14 protein-coding genes are annotated in these 15,115 nt (G+C 63.2%); 2 read left to right on the forward strand and 12 right to left on the reverse strand.

The features are described from left to right. Window positions 1-172: 172 nt before the first annotated feature. The 11 genes from gcvH to ACODSZ_RS00055 form a co-directional block, all read right to left on the reverse strand. Window positions 173-550 carry a glycine cleavage system protein GcvH gene (gcvH, locus tag ACODSZ_RS00005; RefSeq protein WP_488926781.1) on the reverse strand — a complete coding sequence of 126 codons (378 nt, stop codon included), beginning with the start codon at window positions 548-550 and terminating at the stop codon, window positions 173-175. Between the two features lie 22 nt (window positions 551-572). Then, window positions 573-1,178 carry a peroxidase-related enzyme gene (locus tag ACODSZ_RS00010; protein ID WP_008327346.1) on the reverse strand — a complete coding sequence of 202 codons (606 nt, stop codon included), beginning with the start codon at window positions 1,176-1,178 and terminating at the stop codon, window positions 573-575. A gap of 11 nt (window positions 1,179-1,189) precedes the next feature. Next, window positions 1,190-1,711, reverse strand: a complete 522-nt coding sequence (locus ACODSZ_RS00015; protein WP_008327345.1) for a CMD domain protein — start codon at window positions 1,709-1,711, stop codon at window positions 1,190-1,192. Then, window positions 1,708-3,039, reverse strand: coding sequence for an acyl-CoA thioesterase/bile acid-CoA:amino acid N-acyltransferase family protein (locus ACODSZ_RS00020; RefSeq protein WP_488926782.1), 1,332 nt, complete (start codon window positions 3,037-3,039; stop codon window positions 1,708-1,710). Before ACODSZ_RS00020 ends, ACODSZ_RS00015 begins: the two co-directional genes overlap by 4 nt. Before the next feature lie 4 nt (window positions 3,040-3,043). After that, the gene (locus tag ACODSZ_RS00025; protein WP_488926783.1) at window positions 3,044-4,630 is read right to left on the reverse strand and encodes an ABC transporter substrate-binding protein; all 1,587 of its coding nucleotides are present in this window, start codon (window positions 4,628-4,630) and stop codon (window positions 3,044-3,046) included. Between the two features lie 114 nt (window positions 4,631-4,744). Continuing rightward, a complete protein-coding gene (locus ACODSZ_RS00030) occupies window positions 4,745-5,752 on the reverse strand; it encodes an ABC transporter ATP-binding protein (protein WP_488926784.1) in 1,008 nt (335 codons plus the stop codon). Beyond that, window positions 5,745-6,737, reverse strand: coding sequence for an ABC transporter ATP-binding protein (locus ACODSZ_RS00035; RefSeq protein WP_034350104.1), 993 nt, complete (start codon window positions 6,735-6,737; stop codon window positions 5,745-5,747). Before ACODSZ_RS00035 ends, ACODSZ_RS00030 begins: the two co-directional genes overlap by 8 nt. Beyond that, window positions 6,734-7,696: an ABC transporter permease gene (locus tag ACODSZ_RS00040; RefSeq protein ID WP_175345108.1), complete on the reverse strand. Its 963-nt coding sequence runs from the start codon at window positions 7,694-7,696 to the stop codon at window positions 6,734-6,736. Before ACODSZ_RS00040 ends, ACODSZ_RS00035 begins: the two co-directional genes overlap by 4 nt. Beyond that, window positions 7,693-8,667, reverse strand: coding sequence for an ABC transporter permease (locus ACODSZ_RS00045; protein ID WP_175345107.1), 975 nt, complete (start codon window positions 8,665-8,667; stop codon window positions 7,693-7,695). Before ACODSZ_RS00045 ends, ACODSZ_RS00040 begins: the two co-directional genes overlap by 4 nt. Beyond that, window positions 8,664-10,136, reverse strand: a complete 1,473-nt coding sequence (locus tag ACODSZ_RS00050; RefSeq protein ID WP_175345106.1) for an NAD(P)-binding domain-containing protein — start codon at window positions 10,134-10,136, stop codon at window positions 8,664-8,666. The genes ACODSZ_RS00045 and ACODSZ_RS00050 overlap by 4 nt, the downstream gene beginning before the upstream one ends. 132 nt (window positions 10,137-10,268) lie before the next feature. Continuing rightward, on the reverse strand, window positions 10,269-11,207 hold the full coding sequence (locus tag ACODSZ_RS00055; protein WP_008327337.1) for a LysR family transcriptional regulator: 939 nt from the start codon (window positions 11,205-11,207) through the stop codon (window positions 10,269-10,271). A 302-nt stretch (window positions 11,208-11,509) separates the two neighbouring features. Here ACODSZ_RS00055 and ACODSZ_RS00060 point away from each other — a divergent pair, with 302 nt between their 5' ends. Then, window positions 11,510-12,715, forward strand: coding sequence for an aminotransferase class V-fold PLP-dependent enzyme (locus tag ACODSZ_RS00060; protein WP_008327336.1), 1,206 nt, complete (start codon window positions 11,510-11,512; stop codon window positions 12,713-12,715). A gap of 345 nt (window positions 12,716-13,060) precedes the next feature. Further along, on the forward strand, window positions 13,061-13,858 hold the full coding sequence (locus ACODSZ_RS00065; protein ID WP_488926785.1) for a transporter substrate-binding domain-containing protein: 798 nt from the start codon (window positions 13,061-13,063) through the stop codon (window positions 13,856-13,858). A gap of 45 nt (window positions 13,859-13,903) precedes the next feature. Here the strand turns inward: ACODSZ_RS00065 and ACODSZ_RS00070 are convergent, their stop codons facing one another. Next, on the reverse strand, window positions 13,904-14,695 hold the full coding sequence (locus ACODSZ_RS00070; RefSeq protein ID WP_175343005.1) for a transporter substrate-binding domain-containing protein: 792 nt from the start codon (window positions 14,693-14,695) through the stop codon (window positions 13,904-13,906). Window positions 14,696-15,115: the final 420 nt, after the last annotated feature.

The raw sequence follows: 15,115 nt of genomic DNA on the forward strand, positions 1-15,115 counted from the left end.
TTGGCGAGACAAGAAAAGTGAGCGGCTGCCGGGCCGCCCCCGGCGCTCCGTTCCGACCGGAGAAAGATAGGCATTAAGCTAGAGCGCAGAACAGCAATCCGTGCAGACTACCCAAAAACCAAAACCAAAAACCAAGCCCGCCAAGACAACATCAACCAGCAACGGGAACAAGTCAGGAAATCAGCTTGATGTAACCAGCCGCATCAAGGAACCCATCAGCAGAGAAAGGCACAGCCGGCTTCAGCTTGAAGATCCACTGTTCATAAGGCGCCGCATTGATGGCATCAGGCGCATCAAGCAGCACCTCGTTGACAGCAATCACCTCCCCATCAACAGGCGCATGCAGATCAGAAGCTGTCTTGTTGGACTCGACGATGCCCGATTCAGCCCCCTGTACCAACACCTTGCCCACCGCTGGCATATCCACATACACCAGCGGCCCCAACTGTTCCTGACCGAAATCGGTAATACCGATGGTCAGTGTCCCGTCGTCTTCAAGCTTCACCCACTCATGGGTATCGGCATAGACCAGATGATCCGGAATGTGCATCACAGTCTCCTCATGCAAATGATTATTTGGCCTCAGCCTTGCTGCCATCGGCAAACACCGGCTCACCCAGGTTGAGCATCAAGCGGTTGGCCCAGGCGAAGATGGCCACCGAATGAATCAGATCCAGCACTTCCAGCTCGTTCAAGCCCACGTCATACAACGCCTTGATCTGCCCGGCGCTGATATCACCAGGCGTCTCGGTCAGTTCCGCCGAGAACTTGGCGATGGCCTGCTCGCGCGCATCCACCCCTGCCCCATAAGGCGAATCGAACACCTGCCTAACCGTATCGTTACGCTTGGCCAACTGCTCAAAACGCTGTGCATGGACCGACGCACAATACACACAGCCATTGATACGCGAAACCACCAGCGAACCCAGCTCCCGCTCGGCGCGCGACAACCCGCCTGGCGCATACATGATGGCGTTGAACGCAGCCGAGCGCTGACGCAGGATGTCCGGCTGATGTGCCAGAAACAGGTAATAGTCCGAGGTCTTGGCCTTGGGATGGCTTTCTTCCAGCACCTTGATCTGGTCCTCACTGGCCGCTTCCAGCTGGATCACATCCAGCCAGGCATCCCACTCCAGGGACTCATTGGTAAAGCCATTGGCCTTGATGATGTCGCTCATGTCGACTCTCCTTACTGGGCAGCGGCAGCACGCATGGCCTTCAGGCCCGCGACCACACGCAATTGATAGGACACGAAAGCGATCAGCTGCGACAGCGCCACCACCGCAGGCGTACTGATGCCAGCGGCCGGCAGCTTCTCGATCGCCGCCTTGTCGCCTTCCACCGGCCGCTGCGTCAGCGCGCGCGTAAAGACCAGCATGGCGCGCAAACGGCCCTCCGGCAATTGCTCAGGCGCGCCACTCTCGGCCACCGCCAGTTGCCCGGCATCAGCCGACACCGCCTGCGCACGTTCGCGGTAGTGCGCAGCCAGATCGGACGCACCCGCCAGACGGCAGGCGTACAGCGCCACCAGCAGACGCTCGTCCAGGCCGATGCCCTCCAGAGCCGGATCGAACAAGGTGTCATAGCTGCCCTGCGACGCCACGGCCACCTTGTCGCGCTGATGGCGCAGGCCGTGCAGGGGACTGCCAGCGGCCAGACCGGCCAACTGGTCGATGACATCCTTGCTGATGTCGTAGACAGGGGTACTCATGAAATTTCCTTTGTGGATGTGTGCCTGGCCAGCGCCTCGCGCAGGAAGTGCTGCGCCTGCTGCCAGGCGTCGAGATCGGCACGGGCATTGGCGGCGGGCTCGCCGCCACCGGTACTGATGCGCCCCGAGACCGGGTGCGCATACGTGGTCTGCGTGGTCGGAACAAACGGGAACAGAATCGAATGGCCGGCATGCGCATAGTCGCGCCATACCACCGGCCAGCGATGCGACACCTCGGCCAGCTTGTCACGCACCATCGCGCAATACAGACTGGAAGGCCAGGAACCATCATCGGTGGCCGACAGCAGCAACACCGGTGCCGTGATCTTCTCCACCGGAATGCGGGCACGCGCCACCGCATCCTCATCCTGCAGCGCAGTCAGCATGGCCAGCGCATGACGGTGCGGGGCCGGGCCTTCGTCAAACGGTGCCCAGCTGGCCGTGCGGTTGTCCTGCCATTGATGCGGCAAGGGTTCACCGCGCAGCAACCAGGTCGGACCTTCCCGCCCCACGGCCGGGTCAGCCGCGTTCTGGCCGCTGTGTACCAGGGCACTGGGTACATAGGCCAACACCGCCGAGACCTTCTGCGGGAAGACCGCAGCCAGCAGCAACACCAGCTCGCCGCCGCGCGACTGCCCACTGATGGCGACGAAATCGTACAAGGGACGTACCTCGGCACGCAACCAGTCCAGACCGCGTTCAACATATTCCAGCGGTGTATTGGAGATGTAGTCCGACAGGCCCGGCGCCTTGAAATACGCCAGCGCAAAGGCCGCATAACCACGTGCCGCATACAGCGCGGCACGCGGTTCATTGATGCCGCCACCGGACCCGTTGAGAATCATCACCGCCGGATGCGGCCCCGGCGTGGCCGGCAGGAACAGCGTACCGACCAGCCCCTGCTCCCGCACCTCGCGCCGGATCACACCGGCACCGGCCAGCCGTTGCACCAGCTCGGTACTGGCCGGAACACAAGGTGCGAGCCCTGGCTGATCCAGTGAAGAGACCGTCAGCGTGGTCACCAGCGGCGCCAGCACATCGGCATGGAAGGGATCGCGCCGACCGGCCTGCACCGGCTTCTGCGACCACAGCAGCCCCATGGGATCGATACCGTAGTAATCGCCATCGATGGCCGGATTCATGCTCACGTCGACATTGCCGTAGGCATCGGCAATGTAGCAGGCGGTGCTGCGCCACTCGATATCCTCCCGCAAGGTAGACGAGGAAATGCGCACCGGCTCGCCCGGATGCGCACCCCGCACGATGATGCGGCGGGGTACGTCGATCAGGTCGTCGGCCGGGCTGACGTCAATCGAGAAGTTGGGCATGCGCTTACTTCTTGTCCTGCGTCACCATCATGGCGGTGGTACGGTCACTGGTGATCGGAGTGACCTTCAGGCCCTTCCTGGCCGCCCAGATGTTCTGGTAGTGATACAGCGGAATCACGCCCACATCGTCCGAGACCGTCTTGGCAGCACCACGCAGAATGGCCTCACGCTTGGCCGCATCGAACTCGGCGGTCGAATCGGCCAGGGCCTTGTCCACGGCCGGGCTGCTGTAGTGGTTCCAGTTCGAGGCGCCAATCCCCTTCTTGGGATCGACCGTCCCCAGCACATTGACCAGCGCATAGCTGGCTTCACCGGTACCGTTACCCCAGGCCAGCACGGAGACGGCAAACTCGTTCTTGTTGGCACGCGAGGAATACGACGCCCACGGCAGCACCTCGACCTGGGTCTTGATGCCGATGCGGGTCCAGAACTGCGCCACCGCCTGCATGGTCTCCGGCGCCTGCGGATAGCGGTCGTTGGGCACGTGGATGGTCAGCTTGAATCCTTCCGGGAAACCGGCCTGGGCCAGCAGCTTCTTGGCCTGCGCAGCGTCGAAGGGGATGTTCTTGATCTCCGGGTTGTAGCCGAAGGTATCGGCCGGCATCCACTGGTTGGCCTCGGTGGCCGCACCCTGCAGGATGCGGTCGATCAGGGCCTTGCGGTTGATGGCCAGCGACATGGCACGGCGCACGCGCACGTCCAGCAGCGGGTTCTTCTCCAGCGGCTTGCCATTGTTGTCGGTGATGAAGGGGCTCGGGCCTTCATGGAAGCTCGGCTGGATCAGCAGCACGCGCAGGCCGTTGTAGGGATAGACCTTGATGTCGGGCGACTGCTTGAGCCTGACCAGGTCCGACACCGAAACCTTGTCGATCACATCCACATCACCCGAGAGCAACGCAGCGGTACGCGCCGCACCATTGTTGATGTAGCGGTAATTGACCTTTTCCCACAGCGCCTTGCCATTCCAGTAGTCGTCGTTACGCTGCATCACCACACGATCACCCGGGATGTAGGAGACGAACTTGTAAGGGCCGGTACCGATCATCGCGGCACCACTGTTGTAGTTCTCGGTGGTCGATTTCTCGCCCACGTGCTTGCTCACGATATGCACCGAGGCCAGGTTCAGCGGCAGGTCCGGATTGGGAACATTGGTCTTGATGACCAGCGTCAGCGGATCCTTGGCCGTGACCGATTCCACCGTGCGCAGGTAGCCGGCGAAGGTGGCCACGCTGCCCGGCACCGCGCGGGCGCGCTGGTAGGAGAAGATCACGTCATCGGCTGTGAAGGGCTTGCCGTCCTGCCACCTGACGTTGGGACGCAGCTTGAATTCCCAGGTCTTGGGGTCGATGTTCTTCCAGCTCACGGCCAGGCCGGGCACCAGCTTGTTGTAATCGTTCTGGACCAGCAGGTCCCAGAAATGCAGGTCCACGGAGCGGTCACCGGCATGGTTGTTCAGTTGCGGATCCAGCGAGGACAGCGGATCGGCAAAACCGATGTTCAGGTTCTGCGCATGCGCCGCATCGGCGGCAGCGGCCAGGGCTGCACCGGTCAGGGCGACGGCCAGCAGGCGGGTCAGGAGGGTCTTCTTCATGGTCGGGTTCCTCTGTGGTCAGGGTGGAAGCACTACGGATACATCAGTTCGGGGCTTTCTGGACGGCCCCCTTGCTCAGTCCGAACGGTAGGTAGAACATTTCAACAAACCTTGTCAACGGCCATCATTGAGATGGCAGGCACTCCTGTGTCCCGGCGCGATCTCGCGCAGCACCGGCTGCTCTTCACGGCAACGCTGCGTGGCATGCGGGCAGCGCGGGTTGAAGTGGCAACCAGTGGGCGGATTGAGCGGGCTGGGGATCTCGCCCTTGATAGCGGTGAATTCCTTCTTGCGTGCTCCCATGCGCGGCACCTCGGCCAGCAGCGCCTGCGTGTAGGGATGGTTGGGCTGGCCGAACAATTGGGCCACCGGCGCACTTTCCACCACACGCCCCAGGTACATGATGACCACGCGGTCCGACACGTGCTCCACTACCCCCAGGTCATGGCTGATGAAGAGATAGGTCAGACCCAGTTGCTCACGCAGGTCCATGAACAGATTGAGGATCTGCGCCTGGATCGACACATCCAGCGCCGCCACTGCCTCGTCGCAGACCAGCATCTGCGGCTGCACCGCGAGTGCGCGCGCAATGCCGATGCGCTGGCGCTGGCCGCCGGAGAACTGGTGCGGATAGCGGTCACGCAGGGCCGGATCGAGACCGGCGCGCAGCAACTGCTGGCAGACGTAGGCATCGAGGTCGCCTTCGACCTTTCCATTCACTTGCGCCGCTTCGCCGACAATCTGGTCGATGCGCAAACGCGGATTCAGGCTGGCATACGGATTCTGGAAAATCATTTGCACCTGCAGGCGTGCCTCGGCCTCTTCTCTGCCGTTGAGGCTGGCGCGCTCGCGCCCATGGACCAGTACCTGGCCATCGGAAGGATCAAGCAGGCCGCAGGCTACCCGGCCCAGGGTGGATTTGCCGCAGCCGGATTCGCCGACCAGGCCGACCACTTCGCCAGGCAAGACCCTGAGGTCCACCTGGTCCAGCGCATGGGTAACGGCCGGCGGTCGGCTCCAGCCGCGCGCCTGCAACTGGCGTTCCAGCCAGCCCTGGCGGCGCTCGCCGAAGCGGCGGCTGACGGCGCGGGTTTCGATCAGAGGGATGACGGCCTTATCCATGGTGCTCGTTGCTCTGTGTGCTTGGGATGGGGTGATGGCAGCGCACCCGGTGCGCCGGCAGTGGCTCGCTGATCGCGGGGGCCACCAGGCACTGCCGGGACAGGCGCTCGCAGCGGGCAGCGAAGGCGCAGGTCGGCGGCAGGTGCAGCAGGTTGGGCGTCATCCCGGGAATCTGGCGCAGACGCGCACCGCGCCGGTTGTTGCTGGGCAGGCTGCCGATGAGGCCCTGCGTATAGGGGTGCAGCGACGCATCCAGCACCGCATCCACACTGCCCTGCTCGACGATGCGCCCGGCATACATCACCGCCACTTCATCGGCCAGGCCCGCCACCACGGACAGGTCGTGCGTGATCCAGATCAGCGCGGTGCCGTGCTGGCGCGCCAGCTTCTGCACTTCCGACAGGATCTGCGCCTGGATGGTCACATCCAGCGCGGTGGTGGGTTCATCGGCGATGATGAGGTCAGGCTTGTGAAGCATCGCGATGGCAATCGCTACGCGCTGACGCATGCCGCCCGACAATTGGTGCGGATAGGCTTGTAGCCGTTCCTCCGGGCTGGCGATACCCATCATGCCCAGAGTGTCACGGGCCAGTTCGCGCGCCTGCTGGCGGCCGACCTTGCTGTGCGCCAGCACGGCATCGACCATCTGCGCCTCCACCTTCAAGACGGGATTCAAGGTCATCATCGGGTCCTGGAAGATCATGGCGATGCGGTTGCCCTGCAGTTCGCGCAAGGAGGTCTTGTCCATGCTGACCAGGTCACGTCCCTGGAACAGGATCTCGCCGCCGACGATGCGACCCGGCGCATCGACCATGCCGAGGATGGAAAAGCCGGTCACGCTCTTGCCCGATCCGGATTCACCGACCAGGCCGAGAATGCGACCCCGCCCGACCGACAGCGAGACGTCATCCACCGCCGGCAGCACACCCTCGGGGGTAAAGAAATGGGTGCGCAGATTGCGCACCTCAAGAGTAGGCGCGCTCATTTCTGCCACCGTGGGTTGAGGATGTCGCGCAGGCGGTCACCCACCAGGTTGATGGCCACGATCACCACCAGCAGCGTGATGCCGGGATAGAAGCTGATCCAGTATTCGCCCGAGAGCATGTATTGGTAACCATTGGAGATGAGCAGGCCCAGCGAGGGTTCGGTAATGGGCACCCCCAGGCCGAGGAAGGACAAGGTCGCCTCCAGCGTGATGGCGCGCGCCACCTGCAGGGTACCGATGACGATGAGCGGCGGCAGGCAGTTGGGCAGGATGTGGCGCACCATGATGCGCCAGGACGACAGATTCAGGCCGCGCGCGGCCTCCACGTATTCCTTGCGCCGCTCCACCAGTGCCTGGCCGCGTGCGGTGCGCGCGTAATACGCCCACTCCAGCACCACCAGCGTGGCCATCACGTTGAAGATGCCCTTGCCCACATAGGCCAGGATCAGCATTGCCACCAGGATCGAAGGGAAGGACAACACCAGGTCGGCAAAGCGCATGAGCAGCGTATCGACCTTGCCACCGGCATACGCGGCCAGCAGGCCAATGAGCGTGCCGATGACACCGGCGATCAGGGCTGAGCCCACGCCGATGCCCACGCTGATGCGCAGGCCATAGAGAATGGCCGAGACCAGATCGCGGCCCTGGCCATCGGTGCCCAGCCAATAGGTAAAGCTGCCTGCACCGTTAATCGTGCCAGGATGCAGGCGTGCATCAAGCACATCGAGCTGCATCAGGTCATACGGATTCTGCGGCGTGATCCACGGAGCAGCGATGGCGCCGACGATGAGCAGCAGCACGATCACCAGTCCCAGCATGGCCGAACGCGAGGCCACGAAATGGCGCATCACGCGCCGCCATGGGGACTCGCGGCGCGGGGCCCGGAAGGCCGACAGCTCGGCCACGCGGGCGCGCACCTGTTCTTGCGTCATCGTCACTTCGGTCTGCGGCGCGCTCATGCACGGGCCTCCACCCGCACACGCGGGTCCAACAATTTGTAGAGCACATCGACCACCAGGTTGATGGTAACGAACATGCAGACGATCACCATCAGGTAAGCCACGATGACAGGACGATCCAGTGCGTTGATGCTGTCCAGGATCAGCTTGCCCGCACCAGGCCAGGCAAAGATGCTTTCTGTGACCACCGCAAAGGCAATGGTGGAGCCGAACTCCAGTCCGACCACGGTCACCAGCGGGATGAGCGTATTGCGCAGCACGTACATCAGCACCACGCGCGCCGGGGACAAGCCCTTGGCACGGGCGAACTTCACGTAGTCCATCGGCAGCACCTCACGCACATTGGCGCGGGTAAGGCGAATGACCAGCGAAATCTTGAACAGCGACAGGTTGATGGCCGGCAGGATCATGTGACGCCAGCCGTCCGCAGTCAGCCACGACCATTGCACACCGAACAGTTCGGCGGTCTGGCCGCGTCCGCCCGAAGGCAGCCATCCCAGCGTGACCGAGAAGGCCATGATCAACATCAGCCCGATCCAGAAGGTCGGCAGCGAAAACCCGAAGATGCTGGTGGTCATCACCAGGCGCGAGAAGGGATGATCCGGCTTCATGCCCGCCAACAGCCCCAGCGGCACCCCGACCAGCAAGGCCAGCAGCAACGCCGCGAAGGCCAGTTCCAGCGTGGCCGGCAGGCGCTGGAAGATCAGCAGGATGGCCGGGGTGTTGTAGACGAAGCTGTTGCCCAGATTGCCGTGCAGCGCGCCATTGAGGAAGGCCAGGTACTGGCGCCACACCGGCTGATCCAGTCCCAGTTCCTGGATGATGCGCAGGCGGTCCACCTGATCGACATCCTGGCCGATGAGGATATCGACCGGATTGCCGATCATGTGCAGGCCGAAGAAGACGATCACCGTCATCAACAGCACCACCATCAGCGCCTGCAACACGCTCTTTGCGATCGCTGCACTCATGCGGGCAGCTCCCAGGGCGATTCGCTCCACTCGTCGCCTTCCAGTTCCGGTTCTTCATAGGACTGGATATTGCGGTAGTGATACTCCACGTCTTCGCCGTACATCAGTGCAGCAATGCCCTGCGCCAGGCGGTAGGCACCATCGCTGATGGCGGGGATGTCGCCGGAAACCGTGCCATGGCTGGCCGCCGCCGGATAGCAGAAGCAATGTATGCGCTCCAGGCCCGGCAGGCTGCCCGGGGTCTTTTGCTGGAACTCGAATACCGGCCCCAGGTAGGGCGAGTCGGCCAGTTCCTGGTCTTCTTCGCCGACCGGCGGAGTGTAGCGGTCGCTCCAGTTGAGGATGTGCGGGGCGATGTCCTTGAACTCGCTGCGTAGGCTCCAGTCGATCTTGAAGCCGGTGGAGAAGAACAGGAAATCCAGTTCCAGCGGGCCGCGATTGGTCTGCAGCAGCAGCGTGCCGTCCGGCTTGACTTTGACCGATTCGATGGCGGTGCCCAGCAGGAAGCGTGCATTGGCAAAGCGCGAGACGCGGCGGGTGCTGCCGGAGGGCGGCGGCACCTGCTGCGCATTGACGTAGTGGCGGATGCGCCACTTCCATTCGTCCGACAGGTGCAGGTGGCCGTTAACCAGGCCGGGGCTGCCCGATCCCTTGCCCTTGTTGATGCGCGGCAGGTCCTTGCGGCGGATCAGCATATCCACTCGCGCGGCCCCCTCTTCCAGTGCGGTGGCAGCACTGTCCATGGCGGAGGCGCCACCACCGATCACGCCCACGCGCTTGCCCTTGAGACTGGCATAGTCGAACAGGTCCGAGGAATGTGCCCAGCGATCGCGCGGCAACTGATCGGCCAGCGGCGGCAGGTAGGCGCCACCCAGGCCGTCGCGGCCGGTGGCCACCACCACGCGGCGCGCCAGCACGGTCGATGTGCCCGCAGGCGATTGCAGCTGCAGCGCCACGATGCCATCGGCGCGCGGCTGCACGGCCAGCACGCGGTGTTCGTTGCGGATATCGAGCTGCATGACGCGACGGAACCAGCGCAGGTACTCCATCCATTGCAGGCGCGGGATCTTGTCCAGCGCTTCCCAGGCGTCCAGCCCGAACTGGGCCTCGAACCAGGCGCGGAAGGTCAGCGCCGGGAAGCCCAGTGCGGGACCGGTCAGGGTCTTGGGCGAGCGCAGGGTTTCCATGCGCGCAGTGGTGGCCCAGGGGCCTTCGAAGTCCTTGGGCGACTGGTCATAGATCACATTGGGAATGCCCAGGTGCGACAGCGCCACCGAGGCGGCCATGCCGGCCTGGCCGCCGCCGATGATGGCCACGTCGATCACCGGCACGCCATCGCGCAGGATGGCCGGGGTCCAGGACTTGCCGGGCAGCGCCAGCCATTGCAGATCCTGGCGCAGGCGCGCCTCCAGGGCAGCCAGTCCTTGCGGGGGAGCAGCGGGGATCAGGGTCGGTTCGGTCTCGTGCATAGCGCCTCGTCAAAAGCATGAAGAGACGTCGCGGGCAAGGGCCTGCGATCGTCTCGATTCGGGTTTTGTGATGCAACGCCCTTCCCGGTTGACGCTGCTTGCTTGGGTTCTAACTGCGTGCTGCCAAATCATTTACAACAATTCGTCATGCAGGCTGGCATCGCGCTTGACGAAGCCCTGCAAGGTCATGCGGGCGGCCTTTTCCACGGCATCGATCAGACGTTGCGTGACGCCTTCGACCGGTTTGCCATAGGGCGTGACCACGCCGAAGTAAAACGGAATCTCCACTGCCAGGCGCTTGACCACCATGCCCTCGATGGGCATGCCATAGGCCGTGGCCGGCTCCACCAGCGCCACCCCCAGCCCGGCACGGGCGGCCATGATGGCGTTGAAGGAGGTATTGGTATCGATGGCCACATCGAGCTGGCTGTTTTCGCCCAGCGCCAACTCCACGCGCTGGCGCAGGCGATAGCGGTTGGACATGGTAATGACGCGCTGGCCACGCAGGGCCGCGCGGGTGAGCTTGTCGCGACCGGCCAGCGGATGGTCGGCGCGCACCACCGCCACGCAGGGTGCCTCGCCGATCCAGTGCAACTCCAGCCCGCGATGGGCCACCGGCAGCGAGGTCAGCCCCAGGCTGACGGTACGGTGCAGGACTGCATGCACCACCTGCTCGGCCGAAGCGCTGCGCAGGTGGACGTGTTCGGGGAAGGCTCGCTCCCTGTCGGCAGCCAGCAACTGCAGGGCCGCCGGGGCGATGGTCGAGGCCAGGGCAGGCGTCGCCACCAGGTGCACGGGATGGACTTCTTCGCGGGCGATCTCCTGCGCACGCTCGCGGATGCTGCGCAGGCCCACCAGCGAGCGCTCCACCTCTTCATAGAGCAGAAAAGCCTTCGCCGTGGGCGTGACGCGCGGACCATTGCGATCGAACAGGGCATAGCCCAGCTCGGCCTCGAGATCACCGATGGCCTTGCTGACGGCCGGCTGCGAACGGCCCAGGCTGCGGCCGGCACCGGTCACACTGCCCAGGGTCATTACCGCAGCAAAGGCTTCCAGCTGATTCAGGTCCATGGAAATCGCATTCCTTGATCAAAGTGCTTGCATATGATTTTCGAATTATAGGTTTGCTTGTATTCTATTTCAGTATAATAATTTTGTATAAGCAAATACGTGAGGTGGCATGTGACCGCGAATCTCGCCGTCCTCCTGCCTTGCGGCCTGGCCAGTGGCGATGCTCGCGGGCAATCTTTACAAATCGTATATACAAATAAGCGCAAAGTCGTTTTCCGGATGCGGGCGACGGCGTTACTGTATGTGCTGGTCGCTGGTCACCCTGCTCAACTGGAATACGCTGCACTCTCCGGAACACCGTCATGAACGCCCCTGCTCCCTGCGGCCCGTCGGCCGATCTTCGTTTCCCCATCTACCTGGACTATGGCGCCACCACGCCGGTTGACCCGCGTGTGGCCCGCGTCATGTGCGACTTCCTCACGGAGAAGTTCGGCAATGCGGCCAGCAGTTCCCATCCTTTTGGCTGGGAGGCGCGGCGCGCGGTCGACCGGGCACGTGCACAAGTGGCGGGCCTGGTCGGTGCCCGGGCCGATGAAATCATCTGGACCTCGGGGGCGACCGAATCCAACAACCTGGCGCTCAAAGGCAGTGCCCACGCGCTGCGTGCCCAGGGACGAGGCAAGCATCTCATCACGGTGGCGACCGAACACAAGGCCGTGCTGGACACCATGCGTACGCTGGAGAAATCGGGCTTCGAGGTCACCATCCTGCAGCCCGATGCAGACGGCCTGATCACGGCAGCGCAGCTGCGCGCGGCACTGCGGCCGGATACGCTGCTGGTTTCGGTGATGTATGTGAACAACGAGATCGGCGTCATACAGCCGATTGCCGAACTGGGCGAAGTATGTGCCGAACGCGGCGTGATCTTTCACGTGGATGCGGTGCAGGCTGCCGGCAAGATCGCCATCGACCTGCAGCAGTTGAAGGTAGACCTGATGTCCTTCTCGGCGCACAAGGTCTATGGCCCCAAGGGTATCGGTGCCCTGTACGTGCGTCGCACCCCGGATCTGACGCTGGAAGCGCAGATCGATGGCGGCGGCCATGAAAACGGCATGCGTTCCGGCACCCTGGCCACACACCAGATCGTGGGCATGGGCGAGGCCTTTGCGCTGGCGGGAGAATTGCTGGAAGAAGAAGGACGCCGCATCCGCTGCCTGCGCGACCGCCTGTGGTCGGGTCTGGCGAACTTGCCGGGCGTACAGTTGAACGGCAGCGCCGAGGCGCGAGTGCCGCACAACCTCAACGTGAGCTTTCCGCCCACGCGCTATGGCACGCTGGGCAGCCAGTTGCTGGGCATTGCGGTGTCGGCCGGCTCAGCCTGCAACTCGGCGGCGTCGGCCCCTTCCTTCGTGCTGCTGGCCATTGGCCGCTCGCCCGAGGTGGCGCGCAATGCCGTACGCTTCTCGCTGGGACGCGGTACCAGCGAGGCCGAGATCGACTATGTCGTGGCCACCGTACGACAAGTGCTGGCGCATGAAGTCGAGGCTGCCGCACTGACCGGCGACTGAAGCGTCCGTCCCCTTCACGGACGCGGCCACGACCCGGCCGTTGAGCAGAACCACGGTGTGATCCGTGGTTTTTTTTGTGCCGCGCCAGGTGGGCGATCACATTATCAATCTCCGGGACAGGTACAAACTTGGTGCCCGCCCGCCCCAACATCGCCCCGGCCTTGCCCCTCCATCGGCCAGTCCATATCGGCATCACATCATGCCGGATCGGCACCATCCCGGACGATAGCGTGGGCGCCTGTTGCGGCGCATTTGCAACCGGGCCGCCGCTCCCGCGCCAGGCCTGGCATGGTCATTGCAAACCCGCCCCGGCACGACACAGTCCATTCAACGAAAGGGATTTACATGAAATTTGCCAAACCGGTGCTGGCCGTCTCGCTGGCCCTGCTGGGCCTGTCCACCCAACTCGCACGGGCCGACGCGCTGGCCGACATCCAGAAGGCCGGCACCATTCGCATCGCCGTGCCGCAGGACTTCGCGCCGTTCGGCTCGGTCAATTCGGAGCTGCAACTGCAGGGCCTGGACATCGATGTGGCCAAGCTGATCGCGCAAAAAATGGGCGTGAAGGTGCAACTGGTGCCGGTAGCCAGCGCCAACCGCATCGCCTACCTGCAGACGCACAAGGCGGACCTGGTCATCTCCACATTGGGCAAGAATGCCGAGCGTGAAAAGGTGATCGACTTCTCGCAATCCTATGCGCCCTACAACAACAGCGTCTTCGGGGTAGCCTCAGTCAAGGTGAGCGGCCCGGCCGACCTGGCGGGCAAGACCGTGGGCGTGGCACGCGGCACCTTCCAGGACCTGCAGCTGACCGACACGGCCCCCAAGAGCGCCACCATCAAGCGCTACGAAGACAACAACGCCATGATCTCGGCCTACGTGTCCGGTCAGGTGCAGTTGGTCGGCACCGGCGATTTCGTGGCCTATGCGCTGGCCGAGAAGGCTCCTGAGAACAAGCCGGTGCTCAAGTACATCATCCAGGAATCCAGCTGCAGCGTCGGCCTCAACAAGGGCGAAGCGGCCTTGCGTGACAAGGTCAATGAGGTCCTGACCGCGTCCAAGAAAAATGGCGAACTCAATGCCATCGTGCAGAAATGGCTGAACGTGCCCTTGCCCGCCAAGATGGCTACCACTTTCCAATAAGCAGAACGGCCCGCCAGGGCGGGCCGTCCTTGCGGGCCGGATCGCTTACTGGTAAGTCGTGGCGATCTTTTCCGGCAGCGGCACATTGAGCCACTTCTTGACGATGCCATTGAGCTCACCGCTCTTCTTGGAGGCAGTCAGCGCCTCATTGACCTTGGCCATGAGCGCGGGCTCACCCTTGTTCATGCCTACATAGCAGGTCGAGACGTTGATGATGTACTTGAGCAGCGGCTTGTTGGCGGGTGTCTTCTCGGCCAGCGCATAGGCCACGAAATCGCCGGTGCCGACCAACTGCACCTGACCGGACACGTAGGCCGAGATCAGCCCGTTGTTGTCTTCGTAGCGCTTGATGATGGTGCTCTTGGGAACGCTGTCAGTGAGCATCAGATCTTCGAAGGTGGAGCGGGCCACGCCCACAGTCTGGTTGGCCAGGTCAGCCGGACCCGCGACCTTGATGGCGGCCACGCCGAAGACACTGTTGTTGTAGGGCGCATAGCCTTGCGAGAAGTCGATCACCTTTTCACGCTCGGCATTCTTGCCCAGGGTGGAGATGATGAGGTCGATCTTGTGCGTCTGCAGGAACGCCATGCGGCTGGAGATCGGCACCGGTACCAGTTCGGCCTTCACACCCAGGCCCTTGGCGACCAGCTTGGCGACCTCGATGTCCAGCCCCTGCAGCTGCAGATCAGCCGTGACCGATCCATACGGCGCAAAGTCCTGCGGCACACCGATCCTGACCACGCCGGCCTTCTGGATGTCGGCCAGGTTGTCGGCGCAGGCGGTAGCGCTGAGAGAGGCCAGAGCGGCCAGGGCAATGATGGTCTTGATGAACTTCATGAAGGTTCCCTTGTTGTCGTGGATGTCGTCAACGGTGCGGCAGACAAAGACTTAGAAAATCACACGCCGCAATCCGTACGCGTCCCGCATCGTTGCCATGAAGCAGGAGCTGCCGGACGCGATCTTCTTCCCTGCAAGGACCATGCCAGCCAGTCCCGGATAGCGGAAATCATTTCCGTCATCGGAGCACCCGGGGGAAATCCGATATCGCTCCGGATATCGCTCCCGATCTCTGCGGTGCCTGCCCGAAGTTCTAAGGTTTCCGGATCGGACACCACCATGCCGGCCCACGCGCCAACGCCCATCCCCCGAGCGAAAGCGGAGAGGCCGGCCGCCGTGCACGATTGATCGCGATGAGGCAAAATCTAAGGAATGCAGGACTGGCCCAAAGGGACAATATTGTGGGAATTCGCTTGACAC

This window comes from Herbaspirillum sp. FG34 (assembly GCF_057809315.1).